Origin of the sequence: Bradyrhizobium diazoefficiens (assembly GCF_016616885.1) — a bacterium.
Classification (GTDB): Bacteria; Pseudomonadota; Alphaproteobacteria; order Rhizobiales; family Xanthobacteraceae; genus Bradyrhizobium; species Bradyrhizobium diazoefficiens_F.
The window spans coordinates 1267318-1279972 of sequence record NZ_CP067102.1 but is presented as its reverse complement, the minus strand read 5'-3'; the positions used below and the strand labels follow the sequence as shown (position 1 = coordinate 1279972).

The 12655-nt window shown below is 63.8% G+C and carries 10 protein-coding genes; 4 read left to right on the top strand and 6 right to left on the bottom strand.

Translation table 11 applies throughout. The features are described from left to right. Window positions 1-27: 27 nt before the first annotated feature. Both JJC00_RS05935 and JJC00_RS05930 read left to right on the top strand, forming a co-directional pair. Entirely contained in the window at window positions 28-1401 is a 1374-nt protein-coding gene (locus tag JJC00_RS05935; protein ID WP_200471792.1) for a leucyl aminopeptidase family protein, read from the top strand. Further along, the gene (locus JJC00_RS05930) at window positions 1394-2248 is read left to right on the top strand and encodes a C40 family peptidase (protein WP_200471791.1); all 855 of its coding nucleotides are present in this window, start codon (window positions 1394-1396) and stop codon (window positions 2246-2248) included. The genes JJC00_RS05935 and JJC00_RS05930 overlap by 8 nt, the downstream gene beginning before the upstream one ends. A gap of 6 nt (window positions 2249-2254) precedes the next feature. On the opposite strand, the gene JJC00_RS05925 is transcribed toward JJC00_RS05930, so the two are convergent. From JJC00_RS05925 to JJC00_RS05900, 6 genes are all read right to left on the bottom strand, one after another. Beyond that, window positions 2255-3892: an ABC transporter ATP-binding protein gene (locus tag JJC00_RS05925; RefSeq protein ID WP_200471790.1), complete on the bottom strand. Its 1638-nt coding sequence runs from the start codon at window positions 3890-3892 to the stop codon at window positions 2255-2257. A 7-nt stretch (window positions 3893-3899) separates the two neighbouring features. Then, the gene (locus JJC00_RS05920) at window positions 3900-5078 is read right to left on the bottom strand and encodes an ABC transporter permease (protein WP_200471789.1); all 1179 of its coding nucleotides are present in this window, start codon (window positions 5076-5078) and stop codon (window positions 3900-3902) included. Beyond that, window positions 5078-6187: a microcin C ABC transporter permease YejB gene (locus tag JJC00_RS05915; protein ID WP_200471788.1), complete on the bottom strand. Its 1110-nt coding sequence runs from the start codon at window positions 6185-6187 to the stop codon at window positions 5078-5080. The genes JJC00_RS05920 and JJC00_RS05915 overlap by 1 nt, the downstream gene beginning before the upstream one ends. A gap of 2 nt (window positions 6188-6189) precedes the next feature. After that, window positions 6190-8058: an extracellular solute-binding protein gene (locus JJC00_RS05910; protein ID WP_200471787.1), complete on the bottom strand. Its 1869-nt coding sequence runs from the start codon at window positions 8056-8058 to the stop codon at window positions 6190-6192. A gap of 14 nt (window positions 8059-8072) precedes the next feature. Then, a complete protein-coding gene (locus tag JJC00_RS05905; RefSeq protein WP_200471786.1) occupies window positions 8073-9983 on the bottom strand; it encodes an extracellular solute-binding protein in 1911 nt (636 codons plus the stop codon). A gap of 211 nt (window positions 9984-10194) precedes the next feature. After that, window positions 10195-10749 (bottom strand): c-type cytochrome, encoded by a 555-nt coding sequence (locus tag JJC00_RS05900; protein ID WP_200471785.1) that lies wholly within the window; start codon window positions 10747-10749, stop codon window positions 10195-10197. Between the two features lie 234 nt (window positions 10750-10983). Here JJC00_RS05900 and JJC00_RS05895 point away from each other — a divergent pair, with 234 nt between their 5' ends. Further along, the gene (locus JJC00_RS05895) at window positions 10984-11724 is read left to right on the top strand and encodes a 3-deoxy-manno-octulosonate cytidylyltransferase (protein WP_200471784.1); all 741 of its coding nucleotides are present in this window, start codon (window positions 10984-10986) and stop codon (window positions 11722-11724) included. Window positions 11725-11745: 21 nt separating this feature from the next. Next, window positions 11746-12606, top strand: a complete 861-nt coding sequence (locus JJC00_RS05890) for a prephenate dehydratase (protein WP_200471783.1) — start codon at window positions 11746-11748, stop codon at window positions 12604-12606. Window positions 12607-12655: the final 49 nt, after the last annotated feature.

Sequence of the window (12655 nt, the reverse complement as noted above, 5' to 3'; positions counted from 1 at the left end):
CAGCCGAATGACCTTGCGGACCCGCCAATGCCTTCCGTCTTCGAGACGTCCACGACTGCTACCCCGATCACCTTCGTCACCAAATCGAGCTGGGATGCCGTACGCGAGACGCTGCCGCCGGCGCAACGCCAGTTCGCCACAGCGAGCGCCTTTGCCGCCAAGCCGGGCGGCTATCTCGCGCTGCCCGCGCCAGACGGCGCGATCGCGCAAGTGCTGTTCGGGCTCGAGGACGACGGCGCCAGATCGCGCGATCCGTTCCGGCCGGGCGCGTTGCCGGGCCTGCTGCCGCCGGGCACCTATCGCTTTGCCAATGCACCGCACGATTCACGACTGGCGGCGCTCGCCTTCGCGCTCGGCAGCTACCGCTTCGCCCGCTACCGCAAGGCTGACCGACCCGACGTCCGGCTGGTGCCGCCTGACGGCGTCGACCCCGCCGAGATCAACCGCATGGCGGATGCCGCGATGCTGGCGCGCGACCTCGTCAACACGCCATCCAACGATATGGGACCGGAGCAGCTCGCCGCAGCCGCGCAAGAGCTCGCAGCTGAGTTCGGTGCAAGCTACGCATGCACCATCGGCGCGGATCTCAAAGCGAACTTTCCGCTGATCCACGCCGTCGGCATGGCCTCGGACCGTGCGCCGCGGCTGATTGACATCATATGGGGTGATCCCGGCCATCCCAAGGTGACGCTGGTCGGCAAGGGCGTCTGCTTCGACACCGGTGGACTCGATCTGAAGCCGTCGAGCGGCATGCTGATCATGAAGAAGGACATGGGCGGCGCCGCCAACGTGCTGGCGCTGGCGCGCATGGTGATGGATGCGAAGCTGAAGGTCCGGCTGCGCGTGCTGATTCCGGCCGTCGAGAATGCGGTTTCAGGCAATGCCTTCCGACCGCTCGACATCTTCACCTCCCGTAAGGGCATCACGGTCGAGATCGGCAATACCGACGCGGAAGGCCGGCTGGTGCTCGCCGACGCGCTGGCGCTGGCCGACGAGGAGAAGCCCGAGCTGCTGATCGATCTGGGCACGCTGACCGGCGCTGCGCGGGTCGCGCTGGGACCGGATTTACCGCCCTTTTACACCAATGATGAGACGCTGGCCGCCGACGTCGCGCGCTGCGCGGTGAAGGAGAACGATCCGTTGTGGCGCATGCCGCTGTGGCCGCCTTACGATGCGTGGCTGGACTCCAAGACCGCCACCATCACCAACGCACCGTCCGGCGGCTTCGCCGGCTCGATCACCTGCGCGCTGTTCCTGCAGCGCTTCGTCGAGCAGGCCAAAAGCTGGCTGCATGTCGACATCTATGGCTGGACGCCGTCGGCCAAGCCGGCGCGGCCCGAAGGCGGCGAATGCCAAGCCGCCCGCGCCATCTACAAGGTGCTGAGCGAGCGCTATGCATGATCCAAAACACGATCCGCGGCTGACACCGGCGCGCGGCGACCTCGCCGCGGCATATCTCGAAGGCAAGGTGCAAGCCGATCGCTTCGTTACCGGTGAGGAATTCGAGGTGGTCGCACCGATCGGGCCGGTACGCGAACAGCCCTCCTCGAACGCGATGCTGATGACGGAGGCGCTGCGCGGCGAGCGCGTCATGGTCTACGACCGCAACGGCGAGGGCTGGGCCTGGGGCCAACTCGGCAGCGATGGCTATGTCGGCTGGCTGCCTGACGCGACGCTGATGAAGCCGGCGGCCGCGCCGACGCACAAGGTCAGCGCGCTGCGGACACTCGCCTTCCCCGGTCCCTCGATCAAGCTGCCGCCGGCCGACACGCTGGTGCTGGGATCGAAGCTCACGATCGCGCGCGAGGATGGCAGTTTCGCCGTCACGCGCGAGGGTACCTTCCTGCCGAAGACCCATCTCACGACGCTGGATCATCGCGAACCGGACTTCGTCGCAGTCGCCGAGCGCTTCGTCGGGACGCCCTATCTCTGGGGTGGCAAGAGCAGCTTTGGCATCGACTGCTCCGGCCTCGTCCAGGTCTCGCTGACATCGGCCGGCATCGGCTGCCCGCGCGACAGCGACATGCAGCAGGCCGGCCTCGGCCGCGCGCTGGAACCGCATGAGCGAAACAAGCTGCAACGCGGCGATCTGATCTTCTGGAAGGGCCACGTCGCCATCGTCCGCGACGGCAGCACGATGGTTCACGCCAACGCGCATCACATGGCAACGCTGATCGAGCCGATCGAACCGGCCATTGCACGGATCAGGCAGGCCGGAAGCGAAGTCGTCGCGATCAAGCGGCTGTGACGACAGCTACGTCGCTACCGACCCATCGCCGGCCGTATCCAGCCGGAACGCCGCAGCAAACAACGCGCGTGTGTAATCGGTGTGCGGGTTCTTGAAGAGCTCGGCGGCTTGCCCCTCCTCGACCACCTTGCCGCCGCGCATCACGATGAGATGGCTTGCGAGCGAGGCGACCACGCGCAGATCGTGCGAGATGAACATGTAAGTGAGTTCGCGTTTGCGCTGCAATTCACGCAGCAGATCGACCATCTGCGCCTGAATGAGCATGTCGAGCGCGCTGGTCGGCTCGTCCAGCACGACGAAATCGGGCTCCAGCACGACGGCGCGCGCAATGCTGATGCGCTGGCGCTGGCCGCCGGAGAATTCATGCGGATAGCGGAAGCGGGTATCCGGCTCCAGCCCGACGTCCTCCAGCGCCTTGACGACGCGCACCTCCCGCTCCTCGCGCGACAGCTTTGGCTGATGCACGGAAAGGCCTTCAGCGATGATGTCGGCGACCGACATGCGCGGGCTGAGCGAGCCGAACGGATCCTGGAACACGATCTGCATGTCGCGCCGGAATGGCCGCATCTCCTTGAAGCGCAGGCCCTGGATGTCCTTGCCCAGGAACACGATGCGTCCGTTCGAGGAGATCAATCGCAGCAGCGCGAGGCCCAGTGTGGTCTTGCCTGACCCGGACTCGCCGACGACGCCGAGCGTCTCGCCCTTGCGCACGGCAACGCTGACGCCGTCGACCGCCTTGATGTGACCGATCGTCTTGCGCATCAGGCCGCGCTTGATCGGAAACCACACCTTGAGATCATCGGCCGACATCACCACCGGCGCGCCCGGCTGCGGTGGCGCCGGATCCGGCTTCGGCTCGGCCGCGAGCAGATCGCGCGTATAGGCATGTTTTGGAGCCTTGAAGACCTGCTCGACCGGCCCCTGCTCGACGATCTCGCCGCCCTTCATGACGCAGACGGTGTCGGCGATGCGGCGCACGATGCCGAGATCGTGGGTGATGAAGAGCAGGCTCATGCCGAGCCGCGCGCGGATCTCGGCGAGCAGCGCCAGGATCTGCGCCTGCACGGTGACGTCGAGCGCCGTGGTCGGCTCGTCCGCGATCAGCAGATCCGGCTCGTTGGCGAGCGCCATCGCGATCATCACGCGCTGGCGCTGACCGCCGGAGAGCTGGTGCGGATAGCTCTTCAGCCGCGTCTCCGGCTCGGGAATGCCGACCTGCGTCAACAGCTCCAGCGTCCGCCTGCGCGCCTCCGCGTTGCTGGTCGGATTGTGCAGCTGGATGATCTCGCCGATCTGCGCCTCGATGGTGTGGAGCGGATTGAGCGAGGTCATCGGCTCCTGGAAGATGATGGAGATGTCGCTGCCGCGGATCTCGCGCATCTGCCGTTCGGTCTGGCCGATCAACTCCTGTCCCTTGAAACGGATGCTCCCCGAGGGATGCGACGCGTTGGGATAGGGCAGCAGCTTCAGGATCGAGAGAGCGCTGACCGACTTGCCCGAACCGGACTCGCCGACCAGCGCGACGCACTCGCCGCGCTTGATCTGGAACGAGACCTTGTCGACTGCGAGCGTGGTGGCGCCGCCCTGGTGGAAGGCCACCGAGAGCTCGCGCACGCTGAGCAAAGGCTGGTTGATCGCGTCCATCACGCCCTCACTTGAACGTCTTGCGCGGATCGAAAGCGTCGCGCACGGCTTCACCGATGAAGATCAACAGCGACAGCATGATCGCCACCGAGAAGAAGCCGGTGAAGCCGAGCCATGGCGCCTGCACGTTGGATTTGCCTTGCGACAGCAGCTCGCCAAGCGAGGGCGAGCCAGGCGGCAGGCCGAAGCCGAGGAAGTCCAGCGCGGTCAGCGTCATCACCGAGCTTGAGACGATGAACGGCAGGAACGTCATGGTTGCGACCATCGCGTTCGGCAACAGATGCCGGAACATGATCACCTTGTTGGACACGCCGAGGGCACGCGCCGCCTGGATGTATTCGAAATTGCGTCCGCGCAGGAACTCGGCGCGCACGAGGCCGACCAGCGACACCCACGAGAACAGCAGCAATATCCCGAGCAGCACGAAGAAGCCGGGCACCAGCACCGATGACAGGATCAGCAGCAGATAGAGCGAGGGGATCGCAGTCCAGATCTCGATGAAGCGTTGGAAGGTGAGATCGATCCAGCCGCCGAAATAGCCCTGGATGCCGCCGGCGGCGACGCCGACGATCGAGGAGACGATGGTGAGGCAGAGGCCGAACAGCACCGAGATGCGGAAGCCGTAGATCAGCCGCGCTACCACGTCGCGGCCCTGATCGTCGGTGCCGAGCCAGTTATATTCGAGATCGCGGCAGCTTTTCAGGCGCTTCTTCTCGACCACCGGCTTGCATTGCGCTTCCGTCAGCATCCAGGTCGGCGGCGATGGCGCCGGCGTCGGCAGATCGAGATTGTGGGTGTCGTAGGAATAGCGGATCAGCGGCCATTCGATGCTGCCGCCCTTGTCCTTGATCAGCTTCTGCAGATAGGGATCGCGATAGTCGGCCGCCGTTTCGAAGTCGCCACCGAAGGTCGTCTCCGAATAGGTGACGAAGGCCGGCCAGTAGAGATGGCCGTCATATTTGATCAGGAACGGCCGGTCGTTGGCGATCAATTCGGCAAATAGCGACACGATGAACAGGACCATGAAGATCCAGAACGACCAGTAGCCGCGGCGGTTCGCCTTGAAATTTTCCCAGCGCCGCCTGTTCAGCGGCGATGGCGCGAACGCCTTGTGTGTGGCCGGAACGGCTTCGCCAAGCGGCGACGTCGTGGTGGTCTCGATCGGGGTTGGGGCGGTCAGCGTCATCAGACCTCCCTCGCCTCAAAATCGATCCGCGGATCGATCCACATGTAGGTCAGATCGGAGATCAGATTGACCACGAGACCGACGAGCGAAAAGATGTAGAGCGTGCCGAACACGACAGGATAGTCGCGGTTGAGCACGCTCTCGAAACTCAGCAGTCCGAGCCCGTCCAGCGAGAAGATCGTCTCGATCAGGAGCGAACCGGAGAAGAAGGCGTGGATGAAGGCACCCGGGAAGCCCGCGATCACGATCAGCATCGCATTGCGGAAGATGTGGCTGTAAAGCACCTGGGTCTCGCTGCAACCCTTGGCGCGCGCCGTCATGACATATTGCTTGCGGATCTCGTCCAGGAACGAGTTCTTGGTCAGCAGCGTCATGGTCGCGAATGCGCTGAGCCCCATCGAGATCAGCGGCAAAGTGAGGTGCCAGAAATAATCGATGATCTTCCAGTACCAGGGGAATTGCGACCAGCCGTCCGAGGTCAGGCCGCGCAGCGGAAACACATTGAAGAACGAGCCGCCCGCAAACAGGATGATCAGCAGGATGGCAAACAGAAAGCCCGGAATCGCGAAGCCGATGATGATGATCGCCGAGGTCCAGGTATCGAAGCGCATGCCGTCCTTCACCGCCTTGCGGATGCCGAGCGGGATCGAGATCAGATAGGTGATCAGCGTCAGCCAGATGCCGAGCGAGATCGAGACCGGCAGCTTCTCCTTGATCAGCTGGATCACGCTGACGTCGCGGAAATAGCTCTTGCCGAAATCAAAGCGGGCGAAATTCCACACCATCAGCGCAAAGCGCTCCGGCGCCGGCTTGTCGAAGCCGAATTGCACTTCGAGCTTCTTGATGAAGTCGGGATCGAGGCCCTGCGCGCCGCGATATTTCGAGTTGACGGCATCGCCGCCGGCGCCCAGCTGCCCGGGCGCGCGTTGCGCAAAGTCGCCGCCGCCCGAGATCCGCGAGCTGCCGCCGGTGTCGGCGCCCGATAGCTGCGCGATCACGCGCTCGACCGGGCCGCCCGGCGCGAACTGCACGACGACAAAGGAGACGAAGAGGATCCCGAGCAGCGTCGGAATCATCAGGAGGATGCGGCGGGCGATATAGGCGCTCATGATTATTTCGCCTGCTCGAGCTTGGCCGCCTTGGCGGCATCGAACCACCAGTTCTCAGGCGCACCAACGCCTTGCGCATATTTCGGCGGCTTGTCGGGATGGCCGAACTGGTCCCAATAGGCGACGCGATGGAAATTCGCGTACCATTGCGGCACCCAATAGCGCCCGGCCCGGAACACGCGGTCGAAGGCACGGCAGGCCGTGGTCAGCTCCGCCCGGCTCTGCGCGGCAATGATCTTCTCGATCAGCGCATCGATGATGGGATCGGAGATGCCGGCGAGATTGTACGAGCCTTTGGTCTTGGCTGCCTGGGAGGAGAAGAACGCCCGCATCGCATCGCCGGGAGTCGCCGACATCGAGAAGCGCTCGATCGTCATGTCGAAATCGAAATCCTCGAGCCGCGCGCGGTACTGCACGGCATCGACCAGGCGGAACGTGGCGTCGATGCCGAGCGTCGCGAGGTTCTTCAGATAAGGCCCGTGATGCGGCTGGATCGACTGCTCGTCGTTCAGGAATTCGATCGTGAACGGCTCGCCATTGGGCAGCACGCGCTTGCGGTCCTTGACGACGTAGCCGGCCTCGTTGAGCAACTCGCCCGCCTTGCGCAGCAGGGCGCGGTCCTGACCGGAGCCGTCCGATACCGGCGACACGAAAGGCCGGCCGAACACCTCGTCGGGCACCTTGCCACGGAAGGGCTCGAGCAGCGCCAGCTCCTCAGGCGAAGGCGGGCCGGAGACCATCATGTCCGAGTTCTGGAACGGCGATTGCGTGCGCGCATAGGCGCCGTACATGATCGACTTGTTGGTCCATTCGAAGTCGAAGGCGTAGATCAGCGCTTCGCGCACGCGCGGATCTTTGAACTTGTCACGACGCGTATTGATGAACCAGCCCTGTGCGCCCGACGGGGTCTCGTCCGGCAACTGCTCCTGCTTGACGCGGCCGTCCTTCACCGCCGGGAAATCATAACGCGTGGCCCAGATGCGCGCCGTGAGCTCCTCGCGGAACAGATAGTTCTTGCCAGTAAAACCTTCGAAGGCGACGTCGCGATCGCGGTAGAATTCGTAGCGCACCGTGTCGAGATTATAGCTGCCGCGGCAGACCGGCAGATCGGCGCCCCACCAGTCCTTGACGCGTTCGTATTCGATGTAGCGGTTGACCTCGAACTTGCCGACCTTGTACGGACCGGAGCCCAGCGGGGTATCGAGTGTCGATTCATCGAAGGCGCGCGTGGCGTAATACGCCTTGGAGAAGATCGGCAGGCTCGCGACATAGAGCGGCACGTCGCGCGCACGGTTCGGCGCGAAGGTGACGACCACGGTGGCGTCGTCGAGTGCCTCGGCCTTCACGAAATCGCGGAGCTGCACGACGATCAGCGGGTGGCCCTTCTCCTTCAGCGCGTTAAGCGAGAAGGCGACGTCCTGCGCGGTGAGCCTGGAGCCGTCGTGGAAGCGGGCCTCGGGCCGCATCGTGAAGGTGTAAGTCAGCTTGTCCGGCGAGATCCGCACCGATTTCGCGGCAAGCCCGTACATCGCGTCGGGCTCGTCATTGGCGCGCGCCATCAACGGCGCGAAAGTCATGTCCATGCCCTGCGCGCCCTCGCCTTTCAGGATGTAGGCGTTGAGCGAAGAGAATGTGAAATAGGACTGGTTATAGGCCCGCACCGAGGGGATGAGCGAGAATGCGCCGCCTTTCGGCGCGTCGGCATTGACGTAGTCGAAATGGTGGAAGTCGACCGGATATTTGAGATCGCCGAAGGCCGACATGCCGTGAGCCTCGGCAGCCACCTCCGACGCCCGCGCGCCGCGCACCAGCGGCGCGGTCAGGGCACCGGCACCCAGGGCCAACACGTGCCGGCGTGAAAGCTGCGCCATGCGCAATTGCTTCCTCAAGAGCGTTTTCCGATGCGAGCCGCCTTTTCAGCGTCGTACCACCACAGCGTCGGCAGACCGGAGCGGCCATATTTCGGCAGCGGCTCGGCATGGCTGAAGCGGTCCCAACGGGCGTAGCGCGAGAAGCCGTAGGTGAATTGCGGCACGAGGTAGAAATTCCACAGCAGCACGCGATCAAGCGCATGAGTCGCCGCGACCAGCTCGCCGCGGTTCTTGGCGTAGATCACCTTCTCGATCAGCGCGTCAACCGCGGGATTCTTGATGCCGATGGTGTTGCGCGCACCCGGAATGTCGGCGGCCTGGGAGCCCCAGAACTCGCGCTGCTCGTTGCCGGGCGAAAGCGACTCGCCCCACTGATCGATGATCATATCGAAGTCGAAGCTGCGTAGCCGGTTCTGGTATTGCGCATCGTCGACGACGCGGATCGAGGCGCTGACGCCGATCCGCTCCAGCGACGGCTTGTAGAACAGCGCGATGCGCTCCGACGATGGATCCTGCACCAGGATTTCGACCGAGAGAGGCTTGCCGGTGCTATCGACCAGCTTGTGGTCGCGCACCTCGAACCCGGCTTCCTTCAGGAGTTTTGCTGCTTCGCGCAGATTGGCACGCACGGCTTCCGGATTGCCGCCGACCGGATTCTGGTAGGCCGTCGTGAAGACCTCCGGAGGCACCTTGTCCTTCACGGCTTGAAGGATCGCCAGCTCCTGTCTCTCCGGCAAACCGGAAGAGGCCAGCTCGGTGCCCTCGAAGTAGCTGTTGATGCGCTTGTACTGGCCGTAGAACAGCTGCTTGTTCATCTCCTCGAAGTCGAATGCGTAGTTGAAGGCCCGGCGCAGCCGCGCGTCCTTGAACTGATCGCGGCGGATGTTGAAGGCGAAGGCCTGCATGCGGCCGGAATCGTTGATCGGAAATTCTTCCTTGAGCACCCGCTTATCGGCCACCGCCGGGAAGTCGTAGGCCGTGGCCCACTGCTTGGCGGAGTTTTCCGCAATCCAGTCGGCCTGATCCGCCTTGAAGGCCTCCAGCGCGACGAGGTTATCGCGGAAGAACTCGAAGCGCAGCTCGTCGAAATTGTTGGTGCCGATCTGGCTCGGGACGTTGGCGCCCCAATAGTCCTTCACCCGCTCGAGCTTGATCGAGCGTCCGGCCACGAATTCCTTGATCTTGTAAGGACCCGAGCCGAGCGGCGGCTCCAGCGTGGTCGCGCCGATGTCGCGCTTGCGCCCCTGGGTGTCGGTGCCCTCCCACCAATGCTTCGGCAGCACGGTGAGCTCGCCGACGATGGTGGGCAGCTCGCGATTGCCGGGCGCATCGAAAGTGAACTTGACGTCGCGCTCGCCGCTCTTCTCCACCTTCGCGACGTGGCGGTAGTAAGAGGCATACATCGGGCTCAGCTTCTTCAGGCTCTCCAGCGAGAAGATCACGTCCTCGGGCGTCACCGGCTTGCCATCGTGCCAGCGCGCCTCTTTCCGCAAGCGGTAGGTGACCCAGGAAAAATCGTCCGGATGCTGCGCGGATTCGGCGAGCTCGCCATATTCGGTGGCGACCTCGTCCTGGGCACGCGTCATCAGCGTTTCGTAGATCAGCGCCGCGGCCGGCGCGAGCGAGCCCTTGATGCCGGCCACCGCGATGTTGAAATTGTCGAAAGTGCCGAGCGAGATCAGCCGCGCCACGCCGCCCTTGGGCGCATCCGGATTGACATAGTCGAAGCGCTTGAAGTCGGCCGGGTACTTGATGTCGCCGAACAGCGACAGCGCATGGCGCCAAGGGAGCGCACTTGAAGCCAGCTCACCGGCCGATTGCGCCTCTGCCGTGCGGACGACGGGAACGCCGGCCACGGAGCCGAGGGCGGGGAACGCAGCAACGGCCGCGCCGGTGAGCAGGAGATCGCGTCGGGTAATGGCCAAATCAATAGTCCTGTCTTGAAGGAGGCTACTCCTTTAAGTTCGCAATATAGGCGAGGTTTCGACGGAATATGTTGCTTTTTCCTCATCTTGGAAGGCCGGACGACCTACGAGATGCGGCCAAACGCCCCGATAACAACGCCGCGAGGCCCGGATATGGAAACGGCCAGGCTTTGAGGCCTGGCCGCATATCTGAGATCGAGACTGAAGAGCCTTATTTCGCCGCGGTCGGGAGCGGCTTCGGACTGTCGGACAGGCTGTTCAGATAGGCGATGACGTCGGCGCGTTCCGAGTCCTTCGGAATGCCGGCAAAACCCATCGCGGTGCCGGGGATGTCGCCCTTCGGATTGGCGATGAACTTGTTCAGCTCGTCGATGGTCCAGGTGCCGCCCTTGGCCTTCATCGCGGCCGAGAAGTTGAAGCCGTTGCGGCCTTCGCCACGATGGTCGCCAACGATGCCATAGAGGTTCGGACCGACCCGGTTCGGGCCGCCCTTCTCGAAGGTGTGGCAAGCGGCGCACTTCTTGGCGGCGGAGGCGCCCTTCTCGACCGAGGCGGTCTGGAGCAGCTTTTCGATCGGCTCGGATGGGGCTGCGGCAGCAGCGGCGCCGCCCTTGTCGCCGGCTTCTTCCTTCACCGCGATCTCAAAACCCGGCTTTTCCGGCATCTTGGGCGAGAACAGCGCCTGGGCAGTGAAGCTCGTCACCAGCAGAATGAGACAGGTACCGAGCACGGCACCGAGAATCTTGTTCAGTTCGAAAGAGTCCATTTCCGGCCAGGCCCCACACCGCAAGAAGAATAAGCGGCCGGGCGGCCGCCAGGACGAGCCTCGGGAGAATCAAAAACGTTCCTTATTGTTTCCCCGAGTTTTGCCATTGAGATATCGGTTTGCCCGGGGTCTGGCAACCCGTATAAGCGACCCTTCTATCAGCCCGTCCCCACCCCATTTCTCGACGCGGAAAACGCCCCGTTTCCAGGCCCTTGAACCCAGCCCCTTGAACTAATGATCGATCCCCGCATCCTGGTGCTGATTCCGGCCCGCATGGCCGCTACCCGCCTGCCCGGCAAGCCGCTCGCCGATATCGCGGGCCTGCCAATGATCGTGCACGTGATGAGGCGCGCCGAAGCCGCCGGTATCGGCCGGGTTGCGGTCGCAACCGATACGGACGAGATCGCCGCGGTCGTAAACGCCCATGGCGGCGAGGCGGTGATGACCGGCCCGGAACATCCGTCCGGCTCCGACCGCATCCATGAGGCCATGCAGAAGCTCGATCCGGCAGGGAAGGCCGAGATCGTGATCAATCTTCAGGGTGATTTCCCAACCATCACGCCTGAGACCATTAGCGAGGTGCTGCCGCCCTTTGCCGACCCAGCGGTCGATATCGTGACGCTAGCCTCGCAGATCCACACCGAAGAAGAGGACCTTGCGCCGAGCGTCGTGAAGGCCATCGGTTCGCCAATCGGCCCGAGACGGCTGCGAGCGCTCTATTTCACCCGCGCCACCGCCCCCTATGGCGTCGGACCGCGCTACCACCATATCGGCCTCTACGCCTATCGGCGCGCGGCGCTGGAACGATTTGTGTCGCTGCCACGCTCCCCCCTGGAAGTTCAGGAAAATCTGGAGCAGCTCCGGGCGGTGGAAGCCGGCATGCGCATCGATATCATGATCGTCGACAGCGTGCCTCGCGGCGTCGATACGCCGCCGGACCTCGAAACCGCGCGCAGCATCCTTTCCAAATCCTGAGCCGCTGCTACAAGGCCCGTCATGAGCAAGCTGAAGATTGCATTCCAGGGCGAACCTGGCGCCAATTCCCACATCGCCATCGTTGAGGCCTATCCCGACGCCGAGCCGATGCCGTGCGCCACCTTCGAGGACGCACTGTCGGCGATCTCGTCGGGCGAGGCCGATCTCGGCATGATCCCGATCGAGAATTCGGTCGCCGGCCGCGTCGCCGACATCCATCATCTGCTTCCGGCCTCGGGCCTCTTCATCATCGGCGAATGGTTCCTGCCTGTCCGGCATCAATTGATGGCCGTGAAGGGGACCAAGCTCGAAGACATCAAGAGCGTCGAGAGCCATGTGCATGCGCTCGGCCAATGCCGCCGCATCATCCGCAAGCTCGGCATCAAGGGGATCGTGCACGCCGATACCGCCGGCAGCGCCCGCGATATCTCCGAGCGCAAGGACAAGACCGTCGCCGCGATCGCTTCGCGGCTGGCTGCGCAAATCTACGGCCTCGACATTCTTGCCGAGGACATCGAGGACGAGGCCCACAACACCACGCGCTTCGTGGTGTTGGCGCGCGAGCCGAAATGGGCCGCACAGGGTTCGGGCCCGCTGGTCACCACTTTTGTTTTCCGGGTGCGCAACTTGCCTGCCGCGCTCTACAAGGCGCTCGGCGGCTTTGCCACCAACGGCGTCAACATGACCAAGCTCGAGAGCTATATGGTCGACGGCAATTTCTTCGCCACGCAGTTTTATGCTGACGTTGACGGCCACCCTGAAGACAAGGGCCTTGCGTTTGCGATCGAGGAGCTAAAGTTCTTCTCGCGCGAATTCCGCATTGTCGGCGTGTATCCCGGCCACCCGTTCCGCGCGACGTTCAGCGAGACGGAGCAGGATTGAGGCCGTCGTTCCGGGGCACGCGAAGCGCGGGCCGGGACTCAGAGGCCGC

Excerpts from the sequence above, each read along its gene's own strand:
- JJC00_RS05935 (WP_200471792.1), top strand. The coding sequence starts at position 28 with ATGCCTTCCGTCTTCGAGACGTCCACGACTGCTACCCCGATCACCTTC.
- JJC00_RS05930 (WP_200471791.1), top strand. The coding sequence starts at position 1,394 with ATGCATGATCCAAAACACGATCCGCGGCTGACACCGGCGCGCGGCGAC.
- JJC00_RS05925 (WP_200471790.1), bottom strand. The coding sequence starts at position 3,892 with ATGGACGCGATCAACCAGCCTTTGCTCAGCGTGCGCGAGCTCTCGGTG.
- JJC00_RS05920 (WP_200471789.1), bottom strand. The coding sequence starts at position 5,078 with ATGACGCTGACCGCCCCAACCCCGATCGAGACCACCACGACGTCGCCG.
- JJC00_RS05915 (WP_200471788.1), bottom strand. The coding sequence starts at position 6,187 with ATGAGCGCCTATATCGCCCGCCGCATCCTCCTGATGATTCCGACGCTG.
- JJC00_RS05910 (WP_200471787.1), bottom strand. The coding sequence starts at position 8,058 with ATGGCGCAGCTTTCACGCCGGCACGTGTTGGCCCTGGGTGCCGGTGCC.
- JJC00_RS05900 (WP_200471785.1), bottom strand. The coding sequence starts at position 10,749 with ATGGACTCTTTCGAACTGAACAAGATTCTCGGTGCCGTGCTCGGTACC.
- JJC00_RS05895 (WP_200471784.1), top strand. The coding sequence starts at position 10,984 with ATGATCGATCCCCGCATCCTGGTGCTGATTCCGGCCCGCATGGCCGCT.
- JJC00_RS05890 (WP_200471783.1), top strand. The coding sequence starts at position 11,746 with ATGAGCAAGCTGAAGATTGCATTCCAGGGCGAACCTGGCGCCAATTCC.